This window comes from Kitasatospora sp. NEAU-CNBT7 (genome assembly GCF_057220535.1).
On the sequence record NZ_JBXQQB010000037.1, the window covers coordinates 46,478 to 60,442 of the forward strand.

Annotated in this window: 11 protein-coding genes; 4 read left to right on the forward strand and 7 right to left on the reverse strand. The window is 74.2% G+C overall.

All coding sequences use genetic code 11. The annotated features are described in order from the left end of the window. Positions 1-67: 67 nt before the first annotated feature. Positions 68-463 carry a cupin gene (locus AC2TEW_RS32890; RefSeq protein ID WP_484626931.1) on the reverse strand — a complete coding sequence of 132 codons (396 nt, stop codon included), beginning with the start codon at positions 461-463 and terminating at the stop codon, positions 68-70. After that, entirely contained in the window at positions 460-1,908 is a 1,449-nt protein-coding gene (locus AC2TEW_RS32895; protein WP_484626932.1) for an MFS transporter, read from the reverse strand. Before AC2TEW_RS32895 ends, AC2TEW_RS32890 begins: the two co-directional genes overlap by 4 nt. 58 nt (positions 1,909-1,966) lie before the next feature. Between AC2TEW_RS32895 and AC2TEW_RS32900 the strand changes: the two genes are divergently transcribed. After that, positions 1,967-2,632, forward strand: coding sequence for a TetR/AcrR family transcriptional regulator (locus tag AC2TEW_RS32900; RefSeq protein WP_484626933.1), 666 nt, complete (start codon positions 1,967-1,969; stop codon positions 2,630-2,632). A 416-nt stretch (positions 2,633-3,048) separates the two neighbouring features. On the opposite strand, the gene AC2TEW_RS32905 is transcribed toward AC2TEW_RS32900, so the two are convergent. Next, on the reverse strand, positions 3,049-3,282 hold the full coding sequence (locus AC2TEW_RS32905) for a hypothetical protein (protein ID WP_484626934.1): 234 nt from the start codon (positions 3,280-3,282) through the stop codon (positions 3,049-3,051). 447 nt (positions 3,283-3,729) lie between these two features. Here AC2TEW_RS32905 and AC2TEW_RS32910 point away from each other — a divergent pair, with 447 nt between their 5' ends. Next, a complete protein-coding gene (locus tag AC2TEW_RS32910; RefSeq protein WP_484626935.1) occupies positions 3,730-4,779 on the forward strand; it encodes a hypothetical protein in 1,050 nt (349 codons plus the stop codon). 504 nt (positions 4,780-5,283) lie between these two features. On the opposite strand, the gene AC2TEW_RS32915 is transcribed toward AC2TEW_RS32910, so the two are convergent. After that, positions 5,284-7,119, reverse strand: a complete 1,836-nt coding sequence (locus AC2TEW_RS32915; RefSeq protein ID WP_484626936.1) for a hypothetical protein — start codon at positions 7,117-7,119, stop codon at positions 5,284-5,286. Between the two features lie 524 nt (positions 7,120-7,643). Further along, the gene (locus AC2TEW_RS32920; protein WP_484626937.1) at positions 7,644-8,318 is read right to left on the reverse strand and encodes a hypothetical protein; all 675 of its coding nucleotides are present in this window, start codon (positions 8,316-8,318) and stop codon (positions 7,644-7,646) included. Between the two features lie 378 nt (positions 8,319-8,696). Here AC2TEW_RS32920 and AC2TEW_RS32925 point away from each other — a divergent pair, with 378 nt between their 5' ends. Continuing rightward, entirely contained in the window at positions 8,697-9,986 is a 1,290-nt protein-coding gene (locus AC2TEW_RS32925; RefSeq protein ID WP_484626938.1) for an FAD-dependent monooxygenase, read from the forward strand. A 504-nt stretch (positions 9,987-10,490) separates the two neighbouring features. On the opposite strand, the gene AC2TEW_RS32930 is transcribed toward AC2TEW_RS32925, so the two are convergent. Continuing rightward, a complete protein-coding gene (locus AC2TEW_RS32930; RefSeq protein WP_484626939.1) occupies positions 10,491-11,330 on the reverse strand; it encodes an alpha/beta fold hydrolase in 840 nt (279 codons plus the stop codon). Between the two features lie 113 nt (positions 11,331-11,443). On the opposite strand from AC2TEW_RS32930, the gene AC2TEW_RS32935 reads away from it, so the two are divergent. Further along, complete coding sequence (locus AC2TEW_RS32935; protein ID WP_484626940.1) at positions 11,444-11,902, forward strand: MarR family transcriptional regulator; 459 nt, start codon at positions 11,444-11,446, stop codon at positions 11,900-11,902. 304 nt (positions 11,903-12,206) lie between these two features. On the opposite strand, the gene AC2TEW_RS32940 is transcribed toward AC2TEW_RS32935, so the two are convergent. Further along, complete coding sequence (locus tag AC2TEW_RS32940) at positions 12,207-13,910, reverse strand: thiopeptide-type bacteriocin biosynthesis protein (RefSeq protein ID WP_484626941.1); 1,704 nt, start codon at positions 13,908-13,910, stop codon at positions 12,207-12,209. Positions 13,911-13,965 lie beyond the last annotated feature (55 nt).

Genomic DNA, 13,965 nt, shown 5'->3' on the forward strand with positions numbered 1-13,965 from the left:
CATCGGCGCAGTTGCCGTGGGCGCCGGGTGGCGGCCCGCCGGCGGGGCTTGCCGGGCCGCGCGGCGGTCAGCGGGTGTCGGTGCGCCGTTCGAGGCGGGTACCGCGGCGGAGGGTGATCGACATGAGGTCGCTGGGAGCGTCCAGTTCCAGGCGGTGCCAGCGGCCGCGGGCAACGATCACAGCGGCGCCCGCCGGCAGGTGCACTGCCTCACCGGATTCGCCGGGTCCGGCGGGACGGAAGTGGAGCCGCGCGCCGCCTGCCAGGCAGCACACCGCCTCGTCCGCCTCCGGGTGCATTTCCCAGTGATCGGCGTGGACGTCGGCATCCGTCTCGACGTGGAAGGTCGCGATCTGCCATGTGCCCGGGTCGCTGCTCGTCATTCGGCGTTCGGCGGCCCGGACGTCGCCGTCGGGGTGGAACAGCAGCGCCGAGGCGAACAGGTCGATGGGTGTCGTCGTCATGACGGCGTTCCTTCCGGTTGGTTCTCTGCGGGGGTGGTGGCTCGCAGGATGGTGGTCGTGGCGCGGTGGCGGGGGACTGCGGCGATGGCCACGGCTGTGGCGAGCAGGAAGAGCGCGGCGGCGACGGCCAGGCCCGAGGCGTAGCCGTCGTTCAGTGCGGCGGGGCCGGTGGCCGTGCCGGTGCGGTGCGCCGCGACGGTTGCGAGGACGGCCAGCCCGACGCAGGCGCCGAGTTGGCGTGAGCTGTTGAAGACGCCTGCGGCCATGCCGGCCTCGCGGGGCGTGACGCCTGTGGTCGCGGCGGCGGCGACCGGCGCCAGGACCAGTCCGGTGCCGATGCTGGTGAGGACGGACGGGCCGAGTACGTCGGTGAGGAAGCCGCCGTCCGCTCCGATCGTGGCGAACCAGGCCAGCCCCGCGGCGGCCAGCAGCGCGCCGGGTACCAGTGCCGCGCGAGGGGAGCGGGAGGAGGTGATGCGGGTCGCGGCGATGGTGCCCACGATCAGGCCGCCGGAGAAGGGCAGGAACGCGGCACCGGTGGCGGCGGCGCCCATGCCGAGGACCTGTTGCAGGTAGAGGGACACGAAGTAGAAGGCGCTGAACTGCCCGGCCGCCGCGAGGAACACCAGGACGTTGGCGCCGGCGACCTGGCGGCTGCGCAGCAGCCCGAGGCGCAACAGCGGTGCGGGGGTCCGGGATTCGGTGACGACGAAGGCAGCCAGCAGGACGGCCGAGGAGGTGAGGACCAGCAGCGTGGCCGGGGAGGTCCATCCGACGGTGTCGGTACGGACGACGCCGAACACCAGCAGGCCGGTTCCGCCGGTCGCCAGGACGGCGCCGAGCACGTCCTGATCCTTGTGCCGGGCGGCGGGTGCGTCGGCGGGTACGCCTGCGGGGACCAGCAGGAGGGCCGCGGTGACGATGGGCAGGTTGATCAGCATGACCCACCGCCAGCCCGCGTACTGCGTCAGCAGCCCGCCCGCGAGCACCCCCAGTGCGCCGCCCACCGCGTTCACCGCGCTCCACACCCCGAGCGCGCGGGTGCGCCGGGGGCCCTCGGGAAACGTGGCGGTCAGCATGGCCAACGCGGCCGGGGCGGCCGCGGCGGCGCCGAGGCCCTGGCCGGCCCGGGCGGCGACCAGGTGCCAGGGCGCCTGGGCCAGGCCGCCCGCCAGCGAGCACAGTCCGAAGACCGCCAGGCCCAGCACGAAGAGCCGGCGTCGGCCGTAGAGGTCGCCGGCCCGGCCGCCGAGCAGCAGAAGTCCGCCGAGGGCGAGCGCGTAGGTGTGCACGACCCAGGAGAGGCCGAGCGGGGTGAATCCCAGGGCGAGGCGGATCGCGGGCAGCGCGACGTTGACCACCGACAGGTCCAGGGCGAAGACGAACTGCGCGACGGCAGCCGCCGCCAGCACGGCGCCGGGGCGCCCCCGTAAGTTTCTGTACATGTACGAAAACTAGCGCCCGGTACGCCCCGCTGTCGACACCCGGGGGAAGATGGGGGACATGCCGCAGACGCCCGCACCGCACAAGACCCCCGGCCGACCTCCCCGGATCTCCCGCGAGGAGATCATCGGGACGGCCCTTCGGATCCTGGACGAGGAAGGCGTGGCCCGGCTGACGATGCGCCGACTGGCCACGGAGATCGGCAGTACGCCCATGGCGCTCTACCATCACGTCCGCAACAAGGACGAGCTGCTCGTGCTGCTGCTGGACGACTACGCGACGCGGACACTGCACCGGCCCGACCTGCCCGCCCACCCGCGCGAGCGGATCATCGTCGCCGCGGAGGCGATCCACGAGGTACTGGCCGCCTGCCCCTGGATCGTGGCGGTGCTGACCGCCGACGACCTGCTGTCCAGGACCGCGCTGTGGTTCGTCGAGCAGATCGTGGACGGGCTCGTCGACTGCGGGCTGACGCTCGACCAGGCCGTGCACGGCTACCGCGCGATCTGGTACTACACAGCCGGGGAGATCACGGTCCGGGCGGCAGCGGCCCGGCGACGCGCGCACGACGACCGGCCCGTCCACCGAGAGAGCGTGTTCGCCGGCCTCGACCCCGTCGAGGTTCCCCGGCTGGCGCAAGTCGCCGACCGATGGGAGGCGTTGACCGCCCAGGACACCTACTCGGACGGGCTCCGGGCCCTGGTGGACGGATTCGCCACCCGGTAGCGACACACCACCGCCACCACGCCGTCCCGACGGGCGGCGCGGCCGGGGGCGAGGACGCACCGACGCGAACCGGAAGGCGCCGGCCGGACAAGCCGCCACGAGCCCACCGCCGACGAGCTCCCGCGGTCACCCACCGTGACAACCGCAAACCGGCCGTCCGTGGGGAAGTTCCGGTGACCGCTGTGTGTTGTGGCGTGCCTGGCGGCGACCGGGTCGCCTGTCGGGCGCTGCCACCGCGGTCCCCGCGCCACCGCCACCACCACGACCGCCGGCGGGCCGGGTCTGCCGGGGCTCGCCCGTTCCCTGCCTGAACTCCCGGCCCGCGCCCGGGGAGCACCCCGCCTGTGAGCCGTGGCCCGGCAGCCCGGGCCGGGACGGTCGCAAACCTCGGTGGTGGTGGCCTCACGAGTCCGGGCTCAGGTCCAGGGCGCTGTGCCGTAAAACGCCTCGCTCAGGTGCCGATCGATCCGGCCTCCGGCGTGGGTGTCCGCGTCGAGGATGAGCTGGTGCTCCTGGCTCAGCATCAGCTCCCGGAACCCGCGCAGCTTGTAGCCCCGGTCCCGTGTCCAGAGGGAGATGAGCCGAGTGAGGTGCTGGGCCATGCCGTCCGGTATGACCATGAGAAGGGTGAAACGGTCCGGTTCGAGCAAGGAGGACTCCTGTGCGGGCGCGGTCTCCTGGGCGCTCCGACTGCACTTGGAGTCCAGGCCGAGCCAATTCGTCACTCTGCGTGGCCATTTCGCGGAAGTTGAGGCAGCACCGCTTCACGTGGACAGAGCTGGTGGACCCCAGGTGGAGTGCCCTGGTCGTGCCGCAGATGTCGAAGGCCGGGCGGTACGCCGCGATCCGCCAGGCCGTCGTCCGCGACGCCGGTGCGGCGATGTCCGCCACGGCCTCGTAGGAGGCCTCCAGGGTGGGCCAGTGCCGCAGGGCTCGGAAGCGGCTTCCGGGGATGTGCCCGGTGCGTGACGTCGGGACAGCTCTGGAGCCACGGGCGCTAGCCGGCCAGGAAAACCCGTTCACGGCTCCGCGGCCGAACGGTACGATCTTCGCCGAATGCACACCTGTGCGACGAAGTTCCGTAGAGAAGCAGGTCCATGGCCCACCCGCTCGTCATCGTCACCCTCCTCGTCCTCCTCATCAGACTGGGCCTCTGGCTGAACAAGCACCGCAAGGCCACCGCGGGCCACGATGCGCCCGCAGCGGGCTTGGTGCCGCGCGCCGGACTGGTCGAACTGGGCAGTGAACCCGCCGGGCCGGCGGGGCGGGCCGCGTTGGATGCGGCCAAGGCGGGGGACTGGCGACCCGTTGCCGCCTACCTCTCGGACGGTGACGGTGACTGGAGCACCCGCTACGCCCGGATGAACCCGTTCGGTGACCTCGCGGCCACCGACGACATCTGGCTCTGGCAGTGGCGCAAGGAGCAGCCGGACAGCCCCGAGGCGGCCCAGGTGCATACCGACGCCCTGGTCAAGCGGGCGTGGAGGATCCGCACCGGGAAGTACGCTTCACAGGTGACCCGCGAGCAGGCCATGGGCTTTCACCAGGTGCTGCAGGAGGCGGCGGCGGTGTCGTACGAGGCGATCCGACTCGCCCCGGCCGGGGACCCGAACGCCTGGGTGATGCAGCAGCCGATCGCGATGGGTCAGGGCTGGTCGCACGAGCGCTACCGCGCGCTGTGGGCGGAGATCGTGGCCCGCGAGCCCCACCACTTCGGCGCGCACACCGCCGCGCTGCAGTACTGGTGCGAGAAGTGGCGCGGCAGTAACGAGTTGATGCACGAGTTCGCGGACGAGGCGATCGCCGGAGCGCGAGCGGGCAGCCTGCTGACGGTGCTGAAGCTGCGGGCGTACTGGGAGCAGGTCCTGCGCGACAAGTCCGCGGCCTCGCTCTACCGTTCCGCCGAGTACACGGCCGCCCTGGACGCGGCCCTGGCCGACCTGGCGGCCGCCGACCCCGCCCACCCCGGCATCGTCCCGGCGAGTGGCTGGATCGCCCATGGCCTGATCGAGAATGGCCGCCCGACGCAGGCCCTGAGCCTTTTCCGCAGGATGGGCCGGGAGATCGCCGGCCCGTGGACCTACTACGGGAACCCGGCCGCGGTCTTCGACGCCGCCCGCATCAAGGCCGCCCGCGCGGCGGCCTGACACGGCCGCGCCGACTGGTCGCGGGGGCGGCCGACGCCCGCCGGACGGCTCTTGCGGGTAGGGCCGGTCCGCCACGGCCGGGGCCGGGTTCGCGGTCGTCCGACCGTTGCGGGCTCCCGATCGACGGCCCTCCGGGCGGAGGACCCTCGCCGTCTTCCGATCTCTTCTTCCGATCTCCTCTTCCGATCTCTTCTTCCGGACCCGCGCCGGCGGGCCACAGGGGCACTCGAGGGAAAGTGCCAGGTGAGCGGCTTGACGCAGAGGAGGTCCGATCCTGGCGGGAGCGGGCTGACGCGGCGCTGACGACGCTGACGCGGTCGTTCCGCCCGACACGGGGTTTCCCTGCCTGGCTGCAGCGCTGTGATGCCACGGCCGGTCCGGCGCCGGCGGGCGTTCTCGGTGCGGCCGGGGTCGGCGGCCCCTTCGGGGTGGCGACCAGGTCATGGGGGATCCCGCCGGGGCGGTAGCGGTGCGGCTCGGTGCGGGCAACTCGGTGCGGGTGGTTCAGCGTAGGCAGCCGGTGATGCGGACGGTGGTCTGCGTTCGGCCGGTGAGGCCGTCGGCGGGGTCGCGGGCGGTGAGGACGAGCGGGTAGGTGCCGTCGGCGAGCAGTGGGACGGTGAAGGTGGCGGTGGTGCCGTGGCCGAGGGTGAGTGGTCCGTCGGGCCCGATCAGCTGCCAGGTGGTGGCCTGCGGGTCGGTGATCGGCTGGTTGCCGGGCCGGGTGCGCGCGGTGCCGCTGAAGTGCTCCTCGCAGCCACGCCGTAGGGTGCCGCCGGTGGTGGGCTGCTCGATGGTGACGGCCGGTGGTTGCGGTTCGGGGTTCGCGGTGGGCGAGTTGCCCGGGGTGGTCGGAGTGGTCGGAGTGGTCGGTGGGGCTCCGGACGGGCTGTGGCTGCTGGGCCGGCCGGACGGGGTGCTCGGTGCGGCGGAGGGGCCGGGCGGGGGTGACTGCGGCGGGGCGGACTGCGAGGGTGAGGCCGACGGCGAGGCCGACGGCGGGGCGGAGGGCGGGAGCGTCGGTACGACGGTGGGTGGGGCGATGGTGCCGGGGATGTCCACGGCGGGCGGCGGTTGCGGCAGCCCGGTGGCGAGGTGGACCGTGCCCGGTTCGGTGGGTTGGGCGTCGATGGTGGCGCAGACGGCGGCGGCGACCAGGTGCTGGCTGTCCGGTGCGGTGGTGCCGCGCAGGAGCTGGTCGTCGGGGCCGTGCGGGTGGGTGTCGAAGTAGACGTTGCCGGTGGAGGTTTCGCGGTCGCTGTGCTCGATCCACACCGAGTCCTCGTACTGGGCGCCGGCCTGCTGCCGGTTGCGGCCGGTGACCTGCCAGTCCTTGACGGGGTGCCCGCCGGCGCCGGGGGTGGGCCCGGAGGCCGGGGCGTACAGCCAGCCGTCGCTGTGGAAGCGCTGGGCGCCGCCGACTGCCTTCTCGCGGAAGCTGTACCCGCCGCCCACGACGAAGCGGCCCTTGGGGCAGGCGACGGCGGCCGTGGCGGTTGCGCCGGCGGGAACGTCCACCGCGCCGGTCACGATGGTGGCGGAGGGCAGTTTGGCGCAGATCGGCCGGACGCCGACCGCGTAGTTGGCCTCGGGCGGCTGCGGATCGACGATCCGGGTCATGCGTTCCGCGCCGTCACTGTCGCCCAGCGGGAACGGGCTGGTGCTGAGCGCGGTCCCGGGGTTGGTTTTGGCCGCCCAGTAGCTGGGGTCACCGGAGCCGGTGTCGGCGGAGGCCGAGTTCAGTTCGGCCAGGGGTACGGGTGCCACCGCCCGTCCGGTGACCAGGCGGGTGGCCCGGAACTCCACGCCGAGCTGGATGAGTCCGGCGCCGTCGCAGTAGGGCCGTGCCAGCGACTTCGCCGTCAGCCCGGCGAACGGGCCCTGCTCGGTCAGGTCGCGGTCGCCGCTCCCGAGCTTGTCGCCGATGCGGTCCTGGAAGGCGTGCGCCTGCATGGTGTACTCGCCGCGCGGGGCGAACTCCACCGCTGCGTTGACGCACAGCACGTAGGCGGTGAGGGTGACGGAGGTGCCCCCGGGGTTGTACGCGGACACCAGCCAGGCGGAGCTGCCGACGAACTCGCTGGTGGTGGCGAACCCGTCGCCGTCGACGGCGTACCCGCCGCCGAGCGCGGTCTCGTGCTTGGCGCAGCCGGCCACCGCGGCCTGTTCGCCGCCGCCCGCCACCACGACCTGCGCACTGCGCTGCACCACCTGGAGCGCGGGGCCGTGGACGGCCCACCAGACGCCGGCGCCGGCTGCCGTCAGCCCTCCGGTGACGATCAGCGCGGCCGTCCGCCCGCCGATCCCTGTGCCGAGCTTCGCCAGGACCCCCGAGACCATCCCCGCCGCCTCCCGCCCGCACCCGTTCCGCAAGCCCCCTGCGGTGTGGGAACTGTAGCGCCGGTGTGACGCCGGGCACAGGGTCCGCGCACGGCGGTTGCGGAGGGCCGCACGTGCGGCCCGGGGCCGTGACCCCCGGGGCCGCCGTGCGCCCGTCTCCCGGCCTGCGCCGCACCGCCGTTGCGGGCGGCCCCGGGCCGGGTGGCCGGCGCGGGGGCGACCGGTTCGTGGTGCAGCTGCGGCGTGAGGAACGGGTGCGCGGCGAGGAAACCGGTGCTGGTGGCCGCAGCGGCGACCGTCGGCGGCGGCACGGGTGCTCTCCGGGGCTCGGCGTGCCCGCCGCCGGCTCCTTGGCAGGAGGTGGCGCCGGGCCGCACCCGCGGCCGCAGGCCAGCGCGGTCCGGCTCCCGGCGGGAGCGGGCAGCGTGAGGTGGAGGCCGGCGAAGCCCCGCCCGGGGTTCTCGGGGAAAGGATCTGACCACGGGTCGGCCCCCGCGGGGAGCATGCGGGAGGGGGCGGGAGCATCATTCCGGACGCGGCGGCGGCAGATGAAGTGACATGTGGCTGATCGCTTCAGAGGGCCGGTGAGCGGTCGGGCCGGCCGGGCGTTCGGTGTCAGGTGCCGGACGTCTCCAGAGGGTGAGGTCGCTGCTGGTGGCGACGGCGAGAGTGCGTCCGGACGGCGAGAAGCCGGCGGCCCGCAATTCCGAGTAGTCGGAGTCGAAGATGTGCCACCAGCCTTCGCCGTGCGGCCCGTCATGAGGCATGCCTCCGTCTTCGGACAGGAGGACGCGGTCGTTCGGCCACTCGGGACTGACCACCTCCAACGTCCAGCCGTCCCAGGTGGTGGTGTGCAGACCGCCCCCGAAGAGTCCCGCGATGCGCACCCGGGTCTCGGCGACGGGGTCGAGCCCAGGGCAGGAGAGATCCGGCTCCGCGTCCGGGGTGCTGCCGTCGGGGTCGGGATCACGGTCCCGGGCGAGCTTCTCGCCGGTGACGGCGTCGAAGAGCCCGTGGCCGTCGGCGGAGACCACCATGACCAGGTCGCGGCCGTCGTCGGGAGCGACGGCGAAACCGATGCCCAGCAGCCCGCCGATCGGGGTGCGCCGGTCCAGGACCGGGCACCAGGGAGCGGGCGGCGCAACGAGCGGGACGGACAGGAACCGTTCTCGCAGGCGTCGCTGGTAGTCGGAGATCAAGGTGCCTCATCGCCTTCCACCGGGAGGTCGACCGCCTCGTCGAGGCGATGGCGGGAAGCCTGCCGGATCCGTCCGAGGATATCCTCCGCGCTCGACCGGCCCACCGAAGCGCCCGGTCACATGAAATGCGACCGGGCAGGCCCCGGGCCCGGCGCCCGTGCCCGGCCTCCGTGCTGCTCACCGGCGGCCGCGGCCGCTCCCCGGTCCGGCCGACGGGAGACCTGCCGAGGTGCACCCGCCGCGACACGGGAAGTTGGGCGGCTTTGCGGCCATGTGTCAGGGGCGGGCGCGAGGATGGGCGTCACAGCGATCGAGGTACCGCGGTCCGGCGGGCGCACCACCCCGGCCGGTCGGTGGAGGTAGCACAGGGAGGCAGTGATGGACGTCGACGACCGCGGGCCGGAGCGCGCGATCCGGACGGGTGAGCCGGGGGCGGCGGTGCCCGGTCCCAGGGTGTTGGTGGCGGGGGCCAGCATCGCGGGACCCGCCCTCGCCCACTGGCTGCGCCGGCGGGGGGCGGAGGTGACGGTGGTGGAGCGGGCCCCGGGGCTGCGTTCCGGCGGGCAGGCGGTGGATGCGCGTGGGGTCGCCAAGGAGGTCATCGGGCGGATGGGCCTGGACGCGGAGGTCCGGGCGGCGTGCACCGACACCGCCGGCGCGCACACCGTGGACGCGGACGGGAAGGTGCTGGAGACCTTCCGCGCGGACGACGACGGTGGCGACGGGTTCATCGCGGACATCGAGATCCTGCGTGGAGACCTGTCCCAGGTGCTCTACGACGACACCCGCGACGACGTCGAGTACATCTTCGGCGACCGGATCACCGAGCTCGCCCAGGACGCGGACGGGGTCGACGTGGTCCTCGCGGGCGGCGCCCGGCGGCGCTTCGATCTGGTGGTCGGGGCCGACGGGCTGTACTCGGAGCTGCGGGCGATGGTCTTCGGGCCGCACGAGCGATTCGTGCGCCCCCTCGGGCACGTACTGGCCTTCTACAGCGTGCCCAACGAGTTCGCCCTGGACCGCTGGCTGCTGGAGTACCAGGACCAGGAGTCGGGGCGTTCCGTCCTGCTGCGACCCATCCAGGACGCCACCCGGGCGATGGCGATGTTCTACTCCGCCTCGCCCGGCGGCGACGTCGGTTACCGCGACGTCGCGGCCCAGAAGCGCCTGCTGCGAGAGCGGATGGCGGGTCTGGGCTGGCTGGCCCCCGACATCCTGGCGCACCTGGACGACACCCCGGACTTCTACCTCGACCAGGTTGCCCAGGTGGTGATGGAGCGCTGGTCGAGCGGACGGGTGGGGCTGCTCGGGGACGCGGCGTTCAGCTCGTCACCGATGTCCGGACAGGGCACCGGGCTGGCACTGGTCGGCGCCTACCTGCTGGCGGGGGAACTGGCCGCCGCCGGATGGGATGCCGACGCCGGGTTCGCCCGCTACGAGGCCCGGATGCGCTCGTTCGTCGAGGCCAACCAGGAGATCGGCCGGCTCAACGCCCGCAGCCGCCAGGTACCCGGCCCGGACGCCGAGCCGCTCCCCGACTTCGCCGGCGAATGGTTCGCCGAGCTGGTCGGGCGGGCGATCAACGGCGTCGAGCTGCCCGACTACGCCGGGGTGCCGGACTCCGCGGCCCCGGCCGGATCCCCGACCACCCCGCCCGCCGGACCGTAGGTGTCACCTGACAGCCGTCCGAGGTGATCGCGCAGCGCCTGGACGGGCTGCGCTCCCGTTGCCGGGCCGGCCCCGACGGCGCCGGTCCCGCTCGCTGACGGCCTCGCCCGCCGCGTCGCGTCCCTGCGCGAGGCCATCCGTCAGGGGCCCGCGAGGGCGTGGGAGGGCCTGCGGGGGACCGGGTGAAGTGCGGGGACCGGGTTCCGGACCGCTGGGCGGGCAGGACCGGTCGGAGGCCTGCGGGAGCGGGCCGCGGTGGCCGGAACGGTCAGGGCCCGGGCCGGAGCCCCGGCGGTGTGCGGGGGCTCCGGCCCGGGTGGGCCGTCCGGCCGTCGGACCTGACGGCGCCGGTGCGGCGGGCGGCCTCGCTGATGTTCCAGCCGGCGGCATCGGCCCGGGGCAGGCCGCAACGCCACGTGCTGTCGGGCTGGTCGAACCGGAGCATGGCACCGCCGACCAGGTCGCCGTCCGCGGAGAGCCGTCGTCGCGGCCCACCGTGCCTGTTCACCGCGTCAGGAGGGTTTTCAGTGTCCGCGCGGTGGCGCGCGGGAAGGCGGTGTTCCCGTTGTGGCCGCCGGGGAAGATGGCCGGCTCGGTGTCCAGCAGTTCCGCCAGCGCCAGCGCGCAGCGGTAGGTGTGCAGGTCCGGCCGGGTGTCCTCTCCCGTCGCAGGGACGATCCGGGCAGTGCCGGTGGCTGCTGCGGCCCTTGTGATCTCGGCGGGCAGGAGGTCGTCCGCCGTGATCGCCGGGAACTCCGTGCCGATGAAGAACCCGAAGTTGGCCAGCCGGCGGGGCGTCAGCGGCTGCGGGGTGAGGCTGTTCTCGGTCCGGTCGTGGGCCGGGTCGATCCCGAGGTGGCGGGCGATTGCGGGGAAGGCGGCCGCTGTGCCCCCGTCGAGGTAGGCCGCCCGGATGGCCGCCAACTCCCCGAGGTGCTCGGCCCGGCCGTCCGCCGGCAGCAGATTCGGCACGACGGGCTCGTGGGCGATGAGCGTGTCCAGCGCTCCCGGGTGTCGGGCGGCGACCCGCAGGCCGATCGCGGCGCCCATGCTGAACCCGGCCATCAGTGCCGGTTCGTGGGTCACCTCGGCGAGTACCCGGACGACGTCATCGGCGTGGTCGGCCATGGTCACAGGGGTGGCCGGGTCGTCGAGGACGCTGCGTGACAGGCCTCGGCGGTCGTAGGTGACGACGGTGAAGGCGTCGGTGAGGTGCGGGACGAGGTCGACGGTGCGGTCCGCGTCGCCCTCGCCGCTCTGCGAGAGCAGCAGTGTCGGGCCCGTGCCCTCGACCCGGTAGTGGAGCGTGGCGCCCGGGACGGCGAGTGTGCGGACGGTGGCCATGCTGGTTCCCCCTCGGTCGGTTGCCGGCGGTGCTGCCGCCCGGCACGGCGACGATAAACAATCGAAGTAGATATATCAAGAAAGATGCATCTACTTCGATGTACTCTTGGGGCATGAACGGAGTCGAGCTGTTCCTCCTGGGCCGCACCCTGATGAAGATCGGCGAACAGGCGATGCCGCAGCCGCAGACGGTGGCCGGCGGCTCGGTCCGCGCGGTCCTGGTCACCCTCGGCGACGTCCTGGCACACCCCGGGGCGACCGTCGGGGAGATCGCCGTCCGCACCGGCCTGCCGCAGAGTCAGGTCTCCACCGCCGTCGCCCGGCTGGTCGAGGCAGGCTCGGTCGATACCGAACCCGACCCCGCCGACCGCCGCCGCCGGCGTGTCCGTGCCGCCGCGCACCCGTCCGCCCGGGTCGAAGAAGTGCGCTCCACGACCATCGACGACGCCCTCACCGCAGCTCTCACCGCCCCCGACGGCAGCGCCCCGGACGAGCCGCTGCTGCGCGAGGTGTCCGCCGCTCTCGACACCCTGGCCCGCCACCTCACCCCCGCCGCCGCACGCCCCCGCTGAGTGACCCGCCCGATCAGTGACCCGCCCGACGCCGCAGGCGAACCGGGTCAGGAGAACATCACCGCCGTCGGCACGTGGGGGCGGGTACGCCGGCGGGTGGTGAAAGCGGAGTCGCATCCACCTCGCCGAGGCCGTGGTGGTGGGCATCGTCCGGCCGGCCCCCGGCAGCAGTCCGCTGTGCCGGCTCGGCCCGACGTCCGCGGCAGGCGCCGCCCGGCTCGCTCCTTCCGGCCGCCGGCCACCGGCCGCCGGCCCGCAGCTTCGCATGCCGGCCTGCGGGCCGGGTGGCCGAGTCCTCCGGGGGTCAGACGACCCCCAGAGGGAGGAGGTACTGCAGCGGCTGGTCGAGGTCGTCGAGGCCGAGCAGTTCGTGTGCCAGGTCGTCGTGGAAGCCGCCCAGGGGTGTGGTGCGCAGGCCGAGGGCGGTGGCGGTGAGCAACAGGGTCTGGGCGAGGTGGCCGGCTTCCAGCAGGCCCAGTCGCAGGGCCCGCAGGCCGTACCGGCGGCGCAGCAGGCCGAGGTCGAGGTAGAGGGCGAGTACGGCGGGGGCGCGGTCGATGCCGATCCCGTCCGGGTCCTCGGGGGCGCGGGTGAGGTAGGAGGAGAGGGCGGCGATCTCTTCGGTGCTCGGGGCCGGGCCGAGCGGGCGCAGTGCCCGGTGCTCGGGAACGCACTGGTAGGTGCCCGAGCGCAGGCCTGGGACGTCGAGTGCGATGAGCCGCAGCCGGGCCGTGTACAGCGCCCCCGCACTCGGGTACGGGCGGTGCACCAGCGGGCGGACGCCGCCGTCGGCGAGCGGCTGCTCGGAGCGGTGGCTCTGCGCGTGCGAGCCCCAGAGCAGGGTGCCGAGGGTGCGGGCGTCGAGCGGGCCGGTCAGCGGGCCGCGTGCGGAGGTCCGCGCACCCAGTACGGCGGCCAGCGGGACGTCGGGCAACGGGCCGGCGGGCAGCGGGAGTTCGGTGGCGGAGGCGGTGGATGCCGGAGCCGGCGGCAGCGAGCGCAGCGCGGTGTCCTCGGGCCGGCCGACCTGGAACTTGCTGCGTTCCAGATACTGGCGGTCCGGCGCCCGGTGCCCGGCGGGGAAGAACGACGGCGGTTCGCCCGCGTCCAGCATGGTCCGTGCGGCCAGCCGGCAGACGGCCCGCTCCTCGTCGGGGGTGATCCCCAGCCGGTTGAACAGCATGTGCAGCTGGGAGGCCCACACCCAGGGCAGCCGGACCTCCGAGGCCCGCACCTCCCGGGCCCAGTCCGCCAGCCAGGGCGCCGCGCTGCCGTCCGCCAGCGCGGCGCGCAGGGCCCGGGCCCGCTGCGCCAGCGCCTCGTGCTGCCCCGCGTACACGGAATTGACCTTGGCGTGCACCACCGCCCCGGGCAGCAGGGTGACCTCGGTGATCCACCGCCAGCTCGCCGCGTGCCGGCGCAGCCACTGTGCGGCCGCCAGCCGGTCCAGGCCGAGCGCGGCGGCGGTGGCGTGCGCCAGGTCGGCCGCCAGTGCCAGCCGCCGGGCCCCGCGCGGCTGTTCGCGCAGCGCCCGGACCGCCACCCGGGAGGAGACGGTGAAGACGTGCTCGGCCGCCGGCAGTGCGAGCGGTCCGCCGTAGCGTTCGGTCTCCGGCTCGTACGGCACCTCCCGGACCTCGCCGTGACGCGACGGCCACGTCCCCGCCACCGCCGGCCGTGCGACGGCCAGTTCCGTCAGGGTCGCGGGCAGCCCGGCCGCCGCCTGCGGATCCAGGGCGCGCAGCCGGATCCGCAGGTGCGGACCGCCCTCGCCGTAGCGGATGAAGAACCAGGCGGCGGCCTGCCCGGCGGCCACCAGGGCGTCCAGCAGCGGCGCCAGGTCCTCGGTGAGGAAGGCGTCGGTGTCCTCGGTGCCGCTGTGCAGGAAGAGGTGCAGGCTGTGCCAGCCGGCGGGGTCGGCAGCGTCGGGGTCGGCAGCGGCCGGGACGGGGGCGGCAACGTCCGTGGCGGCGGCGGGGCCGGTGGCGGCGGGGGATCGGTCCGTCACGTCAGGTCCTCGGGGTCCGGGCCGGGCACCGGGGTGTCGGCGAGGCGGTTTCGGG

Bases quoted from the DNA above. Each gene is read 5' to 3' on its own strand.
- AC2TEW_RS32890 (WP_484626931.1), bottom strand. From the start codon at position 463: ATGACGACGACACCCATCGACCTGTTCGCCTCGGCGCTGCTGTTCCAC.
- AC2TEW_RS32895 (WP_484626932.1), bottom strand. From the start codon at position 1,908: ATGTACAGAAACTTACGGGGGCGCCCCGGCGCCGTGCTGGCGGCGGCT.
- AC2TEW_RS32900 (WP_484626933.1), top strand. From the start codon at position 1,967: ATGCCGCAGACGCCCGCACCGCACAAGACCCCCGGCCGACCTCCCCGG.
- AC2TEW_RS32910 (WP_484626935.1), top strand. From the start codon at position 3,730: ATGGCCCACCCGCTCGTCATCGTCACCCTCCTCGTCCTCCTCATCAGA.
- AC2TEW_RS32915 (WP_484626936.1), bottom strand. From the start codon at position 7,119: ATGGTCTCGGGGGTCCTGGCGAAGCTCGGCACAGGGATCGGCGGGCGG.
- AC2TEW_RS32925 (WP_484626938.1), top strand. From the start codon at position 8,697: ATGGACGTCGACGACCGCGGGCCGGAGCGCGCGATCCGGACGGGTGAG.
- AC2TEW_RS32930 (WP_484626939.1), bottom strand. From the start codon at position 11,330: ATGGCCACCGTCCGCACACTCGCCGTCCCGGGCGCCACGCTCCACTAC.
- AC2TEW_RS32935 (WP_484626940.1), top strand. From the start codon at position 11,444: ATGAACGGAGTCGAGCTGTTCCTCCTGGGCCGCACCCTGATGAAGATC.